Origin of the sequence: Clostridioides sp. GD02367 (genome assembly GCF_045900275.1) — a bacterium.
GTDB classification, from domain to species: Bacteria; Bacillota; Clostridia; order Peptostreptococcales; family Peptostreptococcaceae; genus Clostridioides; species Clostridioides difficile_A.
Window position 1 is genome coordinate 100984 of sequence record NZ_JBJODK010000012.1, and the last position, 14391, is coordinate 115374.

14 protein-coding genes and 1 riboswitch are annotated in these 14391 nt (G+C 28.3%); of the genes, 12 read left to right on the forward strand and 2 right to left on the reverse strand.

Going from position 1 to position 14391, the window contains the following annotated elements:
• Positions 1-253: 253 nt before the first annotated feature.
• From Q3223_RS15120 to Q3223_RS15150, 7 genes are all read left to right on the forward strand, one after another.
• Positions 254-2155, forward strand: coding sequence for a BglG family transcription antiterminator (locus tag Q3223_RS15120; RefSeq protein WP_054271894.1), 1902 nt, complete (start codon positions 254-256; stop codon positions 2153-2155).
• A 2-nt stretch (positions 2156-2157) separates the two neighbouring features.
• The gene (gene ypdE / locus Q3223_RS15125; protein ID WP_219673917.1) at positions 2158-3201 is read left to right on the forward strand and encodes an aminopeptidase; all 1044 of its coding nucleotides are present in this window, start codon (positions 2158-2160) and stop codon (positions 3199-3201) included.
• A 14-nt stretch (positions 3202-3215) separates the two neighbouring features.
• Positions 3216-3521: a PTS lactose/cellobiose transporter subunit IIA gene (locus Q3223_RS15130; RefSeq protein ID WP_054271892.1), complete on the forward strand. Its 306-nt coding sequence runs from the start codon at positions 3216-3218 to the stop codon at positions 3519-3521.
• A gap of 99 nt (positions 3522-3620) precedes the next feature.
• Positions 3621-3956, forward strand: a complete 336-nt coding sequence (locus Q3223_RS15135) for a PTS sugar transporter subunit IIB (protein WP_054271891.1) — start codon at positions 3621-3623, stop codon at positions 3954-3956.
• A 31-nt stretch (positions 3957-3987) separates the two neighbouring features.
• On the forward strand, positions 3988-5310 hold the full coding sequence (locus Q3223_RS15140) for a PTS sugar transporter subunit IIC (RefSeq protein ID WP_054271890.1): 1323 nt from the start codon (positions 3988-3990) through the stop codon (positions 5308-5310).
• Between the two features lie 9 nt (positions 5311-5319).
• Positions 5320-6390: an aminopeptidase P family protein gene (locus tag Q3223_RS15145; protein ID WP_074180108.1), complete on the forward strand. Its 1071-nt coding sequence runs from the start codon at positions 5320-5322 to the stop codon at positions 6388-6390.
• 4 nt (positions 6391-6394) lie between these two features.
• A complete protein-coding gene (locus Q3223_RS15150; RefSeq protein WP_407812148.1) occupies positions 6395-7582 on the forward strand; it encodes a MalY/PatB family protein in 1188 nt (395 codons plus the stop codon).
• 188 nt (positions 7583-7770) lie between these two features.
• Here the strand turns inward: Q3223_RS15150 and Q3223_RS15155 are convergent, their stop codons facing one another.
• Both Q3223_RS15155 and Q3223_RS15160 read right to left on the reverse strand, forming a co-directional pair.
• A complete protein-coding gene (locus Q3223_RS15155; protein ID WP_074180110.1) occupies positions 7771-8643 on the reverse strand; it encodes an aldose 1-epimerase family protein in 873 nt (290 codons plus the stop codon).
• 393 nt (positions 8644-9036) lie between these two features.
• A complete protein-coding gene (locus Q3223_RS15160) occupies positions 9037-9228 on the reverse strand; it encodes a hypothetical protein (protein WP_003425777.1) in 192 nt (63 codons plus the stop codon).
• Between the two features lie 219 nt (positions 9229-9447).
• Here Q3223_RS15160 and cobT point away from each other — a divergent pair, with 219 nt between their 5' ends.
• The 5 genes from cobT (at position 9448) to Q3223_RS15185 (ending at position 14369) form a co-directional block, all read left to right on the forward strand.
• On the forward strand, positions 9448-10494 hold the full coding sequence (cobT, locus tag Q3223_RS15165) for a nicotinate-nucleotide--dimethylbenzimidazole phosphoribosyltransferase (protein WP_074180111.1): 1047 nt from the start codon (positions 9448-9450) through the stop codon (positions 10492-10494).
• A gap of 32 nt (positions 10495-10526) precedes the next feature.
• Positions 10527-11087 carry a bifunctional adenosylcobinamide kinase/adenosylcobinamide-phosphate guanylyltransferase gene (gene cobU, locus Q3223_RS15170; RefSeq protein WP_054271885.1) on the forward strand — a complete coding sequence of 187 codons (561 nt, stop codon included), beginning with the start codon at positions 10527-10529 and terminating at the stop codon, positions 11085-11087.
• 9 nt (positions 11088-11096) lie between these two features.
• Positions 11097-11870 carry an adenosylcobinamide-GDP ribazoletransferase gene (cobS, locus tag Q3223_RS15175; protein WP_074180112.1) on the forward strand — a complete coding sequence of 258 codons (774 nt, stop codon included), beginning with the start codon at positions 11097-11099 and terminating at the stop codon, positions 11868-11870.
• A 20-nt stretch (positions 11871-11890) separates the two neighbouring features.
• Positions 11891-12505, forward strand: coding sequence for a histidine phosphatase family protein (locus Q3223_RS15180; protein ID WP_219673921.1), 615 nt, complete (start codon positions 11891-11893; stop codon positions 12503-12505).
• Between the two features lie 55 nt (positions 12506-12560).
• Positions 12561-12740, forward strand: a riboswitch (cobalamin riboswitch).
• A gap of 114 nt (positions 12741-12854) precedes the next feature.
• Positions 12855-14369 carry a cobyric acid synthase gene (locus tag Q3223_RS15185; protein ID WP_074180113.1) on the forward strand — a complete coding sequence of 505 codons (1515 nt, stop codon included), beginning with the start codon at positions 12855-12857 and terminating at the stop codon, positions 14367-14369.
• Positions 14370-14391: the final 22 nt, after the last annotated feature.

Here is a 14391-nt window from a genome sequence, read left to right on the forward strand (position 1 = left end):
ATTTTTTTCATTTAATTGATGAAAAATATCAGCTTTTATTGGTAAAGTATTACATATATAATTAAAATATAATAAAAATTGAACTATATATTTTATTATTATGAAATCTGTATCATAAACTTTAATGCTAAAATATACTAGGATATAAACTTCGTAAATATAAATAAAATTAAGAGTTTAATTTTTAGTAAGAAGATATTTTTGTTTGTAATACTACTTTGAAAAAGATAATAATACTGAGGGAGGTGGGCATATGAGAGAACGCATTATTCTTGAGACATTGAAAAATAGTAGTAGTTATCTAAATATAGATTATTTTGCAGATAAATTGGGGGTATCTACTCGAACTATCAGAAATGAAATAAAAAAGATAGAAACTATAAAAGAATGTAATGGCTTCAAATTAGAGTATAAGTCTAAATTAGGATATATTCTAAATATTAAAGACCAAGAGAAATTCGAGCATTACCTAAAAAGCTTACCCTCAGATTTAGTTGAAAATCCAGAACAACGGTTAGAATCTATAATAGTAGAACTTTTAATAAATGAAGGTTATAAAACTATAGAACAATTAAGTAAAAAATTTTTAGTAAGTTCATCCCAAATAAAAAATGATTTAAAAAAGGTAGATGAAAAGATAAAGGATACAGAATTAAAATTACAGAGAAAGGCTCATTATGGAATTAAAATAGAAGGCTCTGTAAAAGAAATTCAAAGTATATTAGTGGATAGTTATTTTAAAGGGAATAGAAATATAACAGAGTATAGAAATAGATTTATAGATAAATTTAAATTAGATAGTATTAGAAGTACAATAAAAAATGTTCTTAATGAACATAACTTAGAAGTCAACCTAACAGAGCTTGAGGAAATATTAGCACAAATTATTATATTGTATATAAGAGTTAGTATGAGAGTGGCAAGAGATGTTAATGATTTAGACTTATATACGGAAGATTTAATTATAGATGACTTATTAGATAAAATTTTTAAAGATAAAAAATATAATCTTAATCATGATGAAAAGTATTATTTAAAACAACTTATAAAATTAAGGACTAAAGATAAGAAAGCCACTATAAAGAATATAGACAAAAATAAACTTCAAGATATAATATATGAATTTTTTAGAGATATAGACAAAAAGTATAACTCTAATTTTTTAGAGGATAAAGAATTTCTTAATTTATTTTATTTACATATTGCATGTTTAATAGAACGTATAAAGAAGAATCACAAGATAATAAATCCTTTTTCAGTTAAGATAAGCCAACAATATCCAACTGTTTTTAATTTATCTATTCAGTTTTCAAAAATTATAGAAAATGAGTATCATATAAAAATAAGTCAAGATGAAATAGGTTTTATAGCCACTCATATTGCTGTACCCTTTGAAAAGAGAGAAGAGGCCAATTTTAATAAAAAGTATAAGATAGCTATAATATGCTCTTCTGGTGGAGGTAGTGCATTTTTAATAAATTTAAGGCTTAAAGAAATCTTTCCAAATGCTGATATAAAAAATTTTTCATTACTAGAGGAAAAACCTGTAGTAGAATTTGCACCAGATTTGATTTTTTCAATAACAACTCTTTTATTTGAAATAAATGCTCCAGTTATACTTATAAATGAAATTTTAGATGAACTGGATTATTTAGATATTAAAGAAAGTGTTAGATTTGCAGACCATATAGGAAATATATCAAGCCCAAAACAATATATATTAGGTCTGTTTGATAAGAATCACTTTAGATGTATAAAAGACAAAATCAAATATAAGAATATCCTCGATAGCATGTCACAATGCATAGTTGATGAAGGAGCTTGTTCCCCAACCTATCCTAGAGATGTGTGGGAAAGAGAAAGTTATTTGAGCACTATTTACACAAATGGTGTAGCAATACCTCATCCAATTGAAATGACAGGTAATAAAAATATTATATCAGTAGCTTTGATACAAACTGATATTAGTTATGAAAATAGGGTGCCAAAAATTATTTTCATGATTTCATTAATAAAGGGAAATTTAGAGCTTCATAAACAGATATCTAAATATCTAAGTAAGATTATGACAGATAAGGATATGGTAGATATGCTAAATAAGTCACAATCCTATGAAGAGTTTATGTATAAGTTAAAAATCTATCTGGGAGGTTAGGCATGAATATAGAGTTTTTTAAGAGATTATCAGAAGCAGATGGTATAGCATCTAATGAAGAGGAGGTTAGACAAGTTTTATTAGACGAGCTAAAAACTTATAGTGATAAAGTTATATGTGATGGGCTAGGGAGTGTAATCTTTTCTAAGATAAAAGATGAAAATGCACCAAATGTAATGATTTGTGCTCATATGGATGAAGTTGGATTTATGGTGAGAAGTATAGATAAACTTGGTATGATTCACCTAATAACAATAGGGGGAGTAAAACCTCTTGCACAGTTTGTTCAAAAAATTAGAATTACAACAAGAGAAGGAAAAAAAATACCTGCTATAATAAATGCCACATATAATAATGGTAAAGTTGAAAATATATATGCAGATATTGGAGCATATACAGAAGATGAAGTATACAATCTAGGGATTCATGTTGGGGATATGGTAACCTATACAACAAACTTTGAGGAATTCACTCTTCAAGACCGATTAGTTGGAAAAGCTTTTGATGATAGGATAGGATGCTTTGTGATGGGAGAGGTTTTAAAAGAGTTAGAGAATAAAAATCTAAACTGTAATATTCACTTTGCAGCTACAAGTAGTGAAGAAGTTGGAATAAGAGGAGCAAAGACAGCAACACAGCTAATAAATCCTGATATAGTATTTGTAATAGATGTAGCATGTGCTAAGAACGAGTTTGTAAGAGACTATACAAATCAGAAACAAATTGATAAAGGTATAATGCTAATGCATAGAGATAGGACTTTAGTCCCTAGTAGAAAAATAATAGATTATGTAATGGAAATTGCTAATAAAAACAATATACAACTTCAACATGATATGTTTGAATCAGGTGGTACTGATGGGGGAGAAGCACATCTTGTAAATGAAGGGAAACCTTGTGTAGTAACTTGTGTACCAGTCAGATATGGTCATTGTGCATTTTCGATAGTAAGTAATAAAGATTTGGATGCTATTATAAAGTTATATACACAATTAATCTTAAATTTTGATGAAGAAAAATATAAACATATAAGAAATTTTATTTAAAGGAGAATAGGAAAATGTCAACAGAGTTACAAATAATGGAGCTTATATCAACTGCAGGGGAAAGTAAATCAAAAGCTTTCGAAGCTTTAAAAAAAGTGAAAGTAAAAGATTTTAAAGGAGCAAAATTGTTAATAGAGGAGGCTCGTAAAATAGATATTGAAGCTCATAGAATACAGACAGAATTGATAACTCAAGATTTAAATGAAGATGTTGAAAGTCCAGCAATGAGTCTTTTAATGGTACATGCCCAAGACCACTATATGACTTCTCAACTAGCAAAAGACTTGATAGAGGCTTTGATAGATTGTCTTGACAAGTAGTTGTAGTGTATAAATAAATTATTTACATAAATTTTCTTTTAGAAAGTTTTAAATGCTTTCAAGAGATAATAAAAAATATAAATTTTAGGAGGAATTATTATGAAAATATTATTATGTTGTGCAGGTGGATTTTCTACTAATATGCTAATGCAAAATATGAAGAAGGTAGTAAAAGAAAGTGCTAAACTTGATGAAAAAGATTTTGAATTTACAGCTATACCAGCAGATTCAATAGAAAGTGAAGTTGATGATTGGGATATAGTACTTATAGGACCTCAGATAGCTCACAAAATAGATTTTTTAAAAGGGATATTAGAACCAAAAAACAAACCCTTTGCAGTAATAGATAAAGATGTATATGGGAAAATGGATGGAGCTACAGTTATGAAGTTAGCATTAATAACATATAAAAAGCATCAATTAGCTCAAGGGTAATAAGAATATTGAGGGGAAAGGGGGATTAAATATGTTTTCAAAATTTGAAGCGTTCATGAATAGAGTATTTATGCCTTTAGCTCACAAGGTTGACAATCAGCGTCACCTTGGTTCTATAAAGGCTGGTATGGTGGCTATGACACCATTCACTATATTAGGAAGTATATTTGCAATACTTCCAGCACTTCCAAACATGCTTGGAGAGAGTAACTCGATAAGCAAATTTATATTGAATAATGCAACAATACTAGACTTACCAGTAAGTCTTTCCATAGGTTTGATAGGATTATATGCTTGTATGTGTATTGCTTTTAATTTAGGTAATTATTATAAGTTATATATACCAGGTTGTGTTGCACTATCAACTTTTTCTTTTCTATTCCTAGTAGCATCATTCACACCAGATGGAGCATTAGAAATAGGAAACTTAGGAGCTAAAGGGCTATTTACGGGGATGATAGCAGGACTTGGTTCTGTAGAGTTATATAATTTCTGTGCTAAGAAGAATATTACAATAAAAATGCCAGAAAATGTACCTGATTTTGTATCTAGGTCTTTTGAATTGATACCAACTACTATAATAGTTTGTGGTACTTTTATAGTTGCACGTTTTATTTCATTAAAAGTGTTTGGAGAATTACCTCCACAAATACTTACTCAATTTTTATCTCCATTAGTAGGAAGTATGGATAATCCATGGTCAGTTCTTGCTCTTAATTTTGCTATATGTACGATATTCTTTTTCGGAATACATTCATCAGTATTTAGCCCTATAACTAGACCTATAATGATTACATTTATAGCTGAAAATATAGCAGCTATGCAAGCTGGTGAAACAATACCTCATTTCTTTACAGCAGGAGCTTCAAGTGCATTCTTTGGATTTACAGGTTGTGGAATTAGTATAGGTTGTGTAATTGCATGTATGTTATCAAAAAACGCATCTTATAAAAAGATTGGACGTGTATCATTATTCCCTGCATTATTTGGAATAAATGAACCAATATTATTTGGTGCACCAATAATATTAAATCCAGTAATGTTTATACCACATGTATTTGGTGGGGCTATAATAGGGACATTGCCAATGTTTTTTATGCATTGGGGATGGTTAGCAAAACCAGTATTTGACCCTCCATATGTGGGGGTATTCTTAGAAGGTTTTTTAACTAATGGAGATTGGCATTCTATATTAGCAAATGCATTACAGCTAGTATTGGCAGTCTTATTATATTGGCCATTCTTTAAAATAATGGAACGTCAACAGAATAATAAAAAACAAAAAGAAGAAACAAAGAACATATTCTCTAAAGAAGAAGAAGACTTATTAGATGGCTTAGGTCTGGATTTCTAATATTTTGATATGGATAATACAATAGAGAGACTAGTAGATTTAATCTATAAAAGAGGTGTTGACGCTCTTTTGATTAAAGCTAAGAACACTAAAAGATACATAGGAGCATTATCAGGTAGTGGTGTGTATGTACTTATTACTAAAGATAAAAACTATCAAATTCTAGATGGTAGATATATTGATGAAGCAGATAAAAAAACGACTGGCTTCATAAAAAGAGTTGTATCTCAAGGTACTTATATACCAAATATAATTGGGCTATTAAGAGAATTGAATATAGGAAAGTTAGCAATAGAAAATCAATCTATGAGTATACAAGAGTATATTTTGCTAAAAAATGCAGGCTTTGAAATCAATTTAATAACCAATGAATTATGGAAGTTAAGGTCTGTGAAATCTAAAGAAGAGATTGAACTTATTAAAAATGCTTGTGATATTACAGACGAAGTGTTTAATGAAGTTATTTCTGAGATTAAAAAAGATATGACCGAACTAGAAGTATCAGCTCTAATTCAGTATCATGCATTGAAAAAAGGTGCAAGTGGTATGTCTTTTGAGACAATAGTGGTATCAGGGGAAAGAGGAGCAATGCCACATGGAAGACCTACAAATAAAAAGTTGAAAGTAAATGAAGCTATAACGATAGATTTTGGTGTTGTTTATCAAGGGTATCAATCGGATATGACTCGTACAATATCTATAGGTAAACCTCCTAAAATTATTCAAGAGATATATAATGTAGTATTAGAAGCACAATTATCTGCAATAGAGTCAATAAAAGAAGGAGTTAAGGCCCGTGATGTTGACAAAGTAGCTAGAGAAATTATAGATAAACATGGATTTGGTGAGTATTTTAATCATGGTCTAGGTCATGGTCTAGGTCTTGGAGATGGCGAGATTCCTACTCTAAATCCAAATAGTGATGATATATTAACCGAGGGAATGGTAATGTCTTGTGAGCCAGGAATCTACATTCCAAATATAGGGGGAGTTAGGATAGAAGATGACATTGTTATAATAGATGGAAAAGGTGTTCCACTCAATAAGACATCCAAAGATTTTATGATATTAGGAGAATAAAATTATGAAATATAATTTTGACAAAGTATTAAATCGTAAAGAGGGGAATTGTAGGAAGTGGAGCAACCATGTAATTAAAGAAAAGTTTGACTTAAATGAAGATGCAATTCCTATGGATTTAGCTGATATTGATTTTGAATGTGCTCCTGCTATAAAAGAATCTATCTTAAAAAGAGCATCAGTAGGAGATTATAGTTATACTTTTATAGGAGATGACTTCTATGATTCTATTATAAATTGGAATAAAAGAAGGTTTGATATATATGTAGAAAAAGAATGGATAAAGTTAACTTTTGGGACTGTTTCAACACTTCATTATATAGTCCAAGCATACACTAAGCAAGGAGAGTGTGTATTGATAAATACACCTGCCTATGACCCTTTTGCAGAAGCTGTAGTAAACAATAATAGAAAATTATGTTGTAGCTCATTAAAATTAGAGAATAATAGATATTATTTAGACTTAGAAGATATAGAAGCTCAAATGAAATACAAAAATATAAAATTATTTATATTCTGTAGTCCACAAAATCCATCAGGTCGTATATGGACAAAGGAAGAACTGTATAAAGTATCAGAGTTATGCTTAAAGTATAATGTACTTTTGGTAAGTGATGAAATTCATAGGGATATAGTATTTAAAGGTCATAGATTTGTGTCTTTATGGAATGCTCATCCAGAAATTTATAAAAATAGTATAATCTGTGTATCTCCTAATAAAGGATTCAACTTAGGAGGATTAAAAACATCTTATGTATTAATACGAGATTTAAAAGTTAGAGAAATTTTGTTAGAAAGATTAAAAAGTAATTCAATAACTTCTCCAAATGTATTTGCAATACCAGCGATTATTGCAGCATACAATGAAAGTGAAAAATGGCTAGATGAAATGACCAATTATGTAGAGAATAATTTTGAAATAGTTTATGATTTCTTTGAAAGACATATACCAAAAGCAAAGGTTATGAAGTCAGACTCTTCTTTTCTGGCTTGGATAGATGTTAGAGAAGTATTTGAAAATGAAGAAAAAGCTAAAGAGTTTTTTAGACATGCAAATTTAACTATGGTAGTTGGAAGTTATTTTGTAAAAGATGGAGAAGGGTTTATCCGTCTTAATATAGGGTGCCCTAAAGAGACATTAAATGAAGCTCTAAATAGAATTAAAAAAACGTATATAAGTATGTACTGTTAAATTAGAAAAAATAAGCTATTTATAGGTTTATATAAAAGCATATTGTTTAGTTATTAAATATTACTGGAATTTTGCATTCCAGTAATATTTTTTGATTAAGGAATATTAAATAATACTACCTCATATTCTTATACTAGCTTATGTTAAAATATTTTATCATTTTGGTAGTACATGTAACTGACTTTTATTTAATGTATATTTATATTGTAAGAAGCAGTAAAAATTTTTCCTTTACCAAGTTTATTAATGAATTTCTTATCTTTATAAATTTTATTAGAATGTATACTATCAGCAAGACCATACCAAGGTTCTATACATAAAAATGGAGCAGTAGAATTAGTTTCACTATAATAAGGAGTCCAAATACCAACTAGAGGAAAATCTTGCATAGATAGAGTTATATATTTGCCACCATCATTATTACATATAGACACTTCATCTATATTAGTGTATATTAAGGCATCATTCTTGAATAATTCTGGACTTAACTGTAAGTTTTTTAAATCTCCGATAAATGTTATATCATCTATAAAAGAAGTATTTAAATTGATTTTTTCTACATCACTTCTTTTTTTAAATTCAAGATGATATTTAGAAAAATCATTTTGCTCAAAAAGAGGAAGATTAAATGCAGGATGTCCGCCTATAGAAAAGAATATATCTTTAGAGTCAGTATTTTTTACAATCCACTCTATATTTATACTATTATCTTTTAATGTATAATTTATGATTAGCTCAAAAGAATATGGATACTTTTCTAAAGTAGATTCATTGTCTGTTAATTTATAAGATATGAATGTATCTCCTTTATCTATAATCTCAAATTCCATATCTCTGGCAAATCCATGCTGAGTCATGCTATATAGATTTTCTTCTATTATAGTTTCATTATCAACAAGTTTACCTACTATAGGAAATAATATAGGTGATTGTCTACCCCAATATTTTTTATTACCATTCCAAAGAATGTCTTTATTATATCTTTTAGAAAATATTTTAGTGAGTTCAGCACCAGAATTGTTTGATTCTATAATTAACTTTTCATTTTGTAATATATTCATTTAAAATCTCCTTTATTATATTTTATGAGTATATTATACTATAAAGTATAAGGATTATTAAATTTTATTTGATATTATATTTGAAAGGTAGATTTTAGTATATTTTGAAAATTTTGTTTTGAAAATTTGGGATTATTTAAGAAATTTTGTATTATAAATAGAAGGAAATAGATAAATTGTATAGAATAAAATATATTAAGATAAGTTAATAATGTTAAATGGGAAGTGAGTTTATGGAAAAACCAAATACAAAAGTTGTTAACTTTCAAGAGTATAAGGACAGAAAAAATGAAAGAGAAGTAAACAGAGACGAACTTTTAAAGCTTATAAAAAAAATTGTGACTTCAAAATAGGGAGTTGTTAAACTCCCTATTTTAATGGGTTTCATAATATTTAAGACATTCTCAGTCCATCTATATAATCTTTGAATTGCGAGAAATCTGATTCGCTACTTAACTCGATAGTTTCTGAACCTTCCGTATAAAAATTCTTAAGATATATAGTGTAATTATTATCTACACAATCATGATAAATACATCTATATCCATCTTCATATAAATTTTTTAATTTAGAAAAATCATCCACAATATCATCTCCTTAAAGTTCTTTTAAATATATTTTTACAAAAAGCATGCGATTGTATGCAAATTCATAATGGAAAATAAAGGAAATAGAGATAAAATGTAGAATAATTTTTGTATATATGTAAAAATAAAAATAAAAAGTTGAAATTTTTAGAAAATAAGAGTATTTTTTATCTAAAAAGATAATTTAAAAAATAAAAAAATGTTGGGAGGATAGAAAATGAGTTTATTAGAAAGTATATCAAAAAATATATATTCTTTAGATAATTCTTCTATTGAAAAAACAAAGCAGAGATTGGACAGGCTTATACATCCAACTGGAAGCTTAGGCAAAATAGAAGATATTTGTATGCAATTATCAGGGATATTTGGTAATGAAAATTTTGATACAAGTAAAAAAGTTATAATAGCTTTTGCAGGAGACCATGGTGTATATGAAGAAGGTGTAGCACCTGACCCTCAAAATATAACAAAACTACAATTTCCAAATTTTTCGAAAGGATTATGTGGAGTTGGAGTAATAAGTAAATTTGTAGGGGCAGATGTTGTAGCTGTAGATGTAGGAATAAACTGTGATGAAAAACTAGAGGGAGTATTGGATTATAAGATTAGAAAAGGAACATCAAACATGGCCAAAGGGCCAGCTATGAGTAAACAAGAAGCTATTAGATGCTTAGAGATAGGAATTGAAATAGCAGAACAGTGTATAGAAAAAGATTACAAGGTTATTGGTATTGGAGAGATGGGGATAGCAAATACTACTCCAAGTACAGCAATAATATCTGTAATTTCAGGCTGTGACCCATTAGAAGTTACTGGTATAGGCGCAGGTCTTAAAAAAGAGAGACTAAAACATAAGGCTGAAGTAATCAGAAGAGCTATTGAAATTAATAATCCAAATCCAACTGATGGAGTAGATATTTTATCTAAAGTGGGTGGATTTGAAATAGGTTCAATGGCAGGTGTAATATTAGGATGTAGTGCTAATAGAATTCCAGTAGTAATCGATGGATTTATTTCTTATGCAGCAGCACTAATTGCTTATAAGATAAATCCAAAAACTAGAGAATATATGATAGCATCTCATCTGTCAGCAGAATCAGGAACTAAGAGAGCCTTAGATATATTGAAATTAGACCCTTTACTAAATATGGATATGAGGTTGGGTGAAGGAAGTGGAGCTGCTTTAGCATTTAACATAATAGAAGCTTCAAATTATACTTATAAGAATATGGCAACTTTTGATGAAATTGACATGGGGAGATAAGGCATAAAAATTTAATTTGTAGGAGTGTTTTGATGAGTGAAATTGTTCTGGTAACAGGAGGAGCTAGGTCAGGGAAGAGTAACTTTGCAGAAAAGCTATGTTTAAATAGGAATAATAAAACAGCTTATATAGCAACTTCTATTCCGTTTGATGATGAAATGAAAGATAGGGTAAAAAAGCATCAAGAAAATAGACCTAGAAATTGGGATACATATGAAATATATGAAGATATATATTCCATAATTAGACAGCTATACAAAGAACATGAAACTGTTATACTAGACTGTGTAACCTTATTAGTAAATAATCTAATGTTTAAACACAATCTAAATATAGAAGAGTCTACTCAAGAAGAGATAAACAAATTGGAAGAATATATAAAAGAACAAGTTATAAGACTTATTGAAGAAATAGAAAAAACAAATCTATACTTTGTATTTGTTACAAATGAATTAGGTATGGGAATTGTTCCTGGGAATAAACTTAGTAGGATATATGCTGATATTGTAGGTCGCATAAATCAATACATAGCATCAAAAAGTAATGAAGTTTATTTTGTAGTTAGTGGCATACCTATGAAAATAAAGGAGTAGTATGTGACTATGAAAAGATTTATTTTAATACTACAGTTTTTAACAAGGATACCTATAAAATTAAATGTAGGATTTGATGATGAATTTTATAAATCAATAGTGTATTTTCCACTTGTAGGCTTTGTTATTGGTGTATTATCTTATTTAATAGGATGGATTTCTATGCTTTTATTTGAACCATTTATAGCTTCTATAATAATAACTCTAGCTGGGGTATTAATTACTGGAGGTCTTCATATAGACGGATTAGGAGATACATTTGATGCAATATATAGCTATAGAGATAAAGAAAAAATGCTTGAAATAATGAAAGATTCAAGGTTAGGTACAAATTCACTTTTAGCAATTATGTTTGTGCTTTTATTAAAGGTTGGATTCATATACAATATAATAAGTAATAATTCATTATGGGTTATAATATTTATGCCAATGATTGCAAGATTAGGAGTAATGTTATTGACATATAAAACTGTGACACCAAGAGAAAAAGGAATGGGAAATTTATTTATAGGTAAACTGACTACAAATATGTTAATAACAGCTATAGTATATACATCATTAATAGTTATTCTTATTACTAAATTTATATTCTTATTACCTAATATAGTGTTGATTAAAATATTAGGTTCAGCTATAGTAATTTTTATATTTATAATATTATTCAAAAAACACATTTATAAAAAGATTGATGGAGTAACAGGTGATATATTAGGTTGTGGAATAGAACTTTCAGAGCTTGTATATTTGATTTATATATATTTGTTAATTTTTATGTTTTTTTAAAACTAAAAAGTGGTGATAATGTGATAAGATTAATACTAATAAGACATGCATTGACAAATGATAATGAAAAAGGAAGATTATCAGGTCACATAAATAGTTGTATCAGTGAAGAAGGAAAAATTCAAATAAATAAAATTACTGAATACCTAAGTAATGAAAATATAGACCGAATTTACACGACACCATCTTCACGTACAAAGGATACAATAGAAAAGATATCAAGGTTAAAATTAATAGAAATAGAAGAAAAAGAAGCTTTAAGAGAAATTAGTTTTGGAGACTTTGAAGGAATAACTTTTGAAGAAATTAAAGTCAAATATCCCAAAGAGTTCGAAAAGATGATAGAAGAAGGTAACAACTATAGATATCCAAATGGAGAAAGTCTCATAGACTCTTATAAAAGAGTGGCAAAAGAAATTGATAATATACTTTTAGAAAATGATAGTCATTCAGATATAAAAACAATACTTATATGTTCTCATGCAGGAACAATAAGAAATATAATAACACATTTGATTTCTGGTGGTTATAAATATCATTGGAACTTTAAAATTGATAATGCATCTATTACAGTTTTAGAAATTAATAGTGGATTTACTGTAGTAGATAAAATGAATTTTACAGACTTTATATAATTTAATTAAAATTAAGTATTACAATATATGTCTGTAAAAATATTAATGAAAATAGAATATTAGATTAAAATTAGGTTCTTAATTATATGTTAAAAGGGAAAAAGGTTAGATGCCTTTGCAGCCCCCGCTACTGTGAAACCAACGAAACTATAAATACCACTGTCAATTTGATGGGAAGGTTATAGAAGTAGGATGAAGTTAAGCCAGGATACCTGCCTAATTTAATTTAAAACAAGAGGTCTTCGGGGTGAAAGATTTTTAATTAATACGTATAAAAGTCCTATCTTTAGAAGCAATAGGACTTTTTTTATTGGCATTTTAGTAAATTTTAGCAAGGAGGGGTTAGAAAGTGGGGAAAAAAATAATGCTACAAGGAACAGCATCAAACGTAGGTAAAAGTATCTTAGTAGCAGGTTTGTGTAGAATATTTAAACAAGATGGTTATACTGTTGCTCCTTTTAAGTCTCAAAATATGGCTTTAAATTCCTTTATAACTAAAGAAGGATTAGAAATGGGAAGAGCACAAGTATTTCAAGCTGAAGCAGCAAAAATAGAGCCTATAGCTGATATGAATCCAGTTCTATTAAAACCTTCTGGAAATAACAAAAGTCAAGTTATTGTAAGAGGTAAAGTTATAGGGGAAATGCCTTCTTCCCAATATCATGATTACAAACTAGAATTGGTAGATATATTGAAAGATACCTTTGATAGCTTGAATTCAACTTATGATATTGTAGTTATGGAAGGTGCTGGTAGTAATGCAGAGATAAATTTAAAAGATAGAGATATATCTAATATGGGTATGGCAGAAATAGCAGATGCACCTGTAATAATAGTTGGAGATATTGATAGAGGAGGAGTATTTGCATCATTAGTAGGAACAATGCTTTTATTAAATGAAGATGAGAAAAAAAGAGTAAAAGGTGTAATAATTAATAAATTTAGAGGAAAAAAAGAGCTTTTACAAGATGGAGTAAAGATGCTAGAAGACATTATAAAAGTACCTGTTATAGGAGTAGTTCCTTATACAGATATAAAAATAGAAGATGAGGATAGTGTGACTACTAGATTTAAGAAAAAAATGAATAAAGGTGATATACACATAGAAATAATTAGAACTCCACACATGTCAAATTTTACAGATTTCAATATATTTGAGACACAAGAAGATGTAAGCATCAGGTATGTAGATTTTGGAGAATCTTTAGGAAATCCAGATATGGTAATAATACCAGGAACTAAAAGTACTATAAATGATTTAATGTATATAAGAGAAAGTGGTCTTGAGTCACAAATTAAAAATTTGCATGGTCAGGGTAAATTGATATTTGGTATATGTGGTGGGTATCAAATGCTAGGTAAGAAATTAAGAGACCCTTATCATGTTGAAAGTGAAATTGAAGAAGTTGATGGTATAGGTCTCTTAGATACAGAAACAATATTTGAGAAAGAAAAAACTACCACACAAGTAGAAGCTACTATTGTTGAATGTAATGGTGAATATATGAATGACCTTAAAGGTATAAAAGTAAAAGGTTATGAAATCCATATGGGTATTACAAATCGAGGTGATGGTATAAGAAGCTTAGATTTGATAACAAAAAAACTGGATGAAGAAGTGAATTATACTGAAGGAAGCATAAATAAAGATGGTACTGTAATTGGAACTTATATTCATGGAATCTTTGATGAAATAAGTTTCACAAGGAAAATTTTAAATAATATAAGAAAGAAAAAAGGTCTACAAGAATTAGAAAGCAAGGTAAATTCTTTTGGTGAATTTAAAGATAAAGAATATGATAAATTGGCTGATTTTTTAAGAGAGCATTTAGATATAGAGAAAATATATGAGATTATGAAATAGTAATGATTCTGTATTTATAATT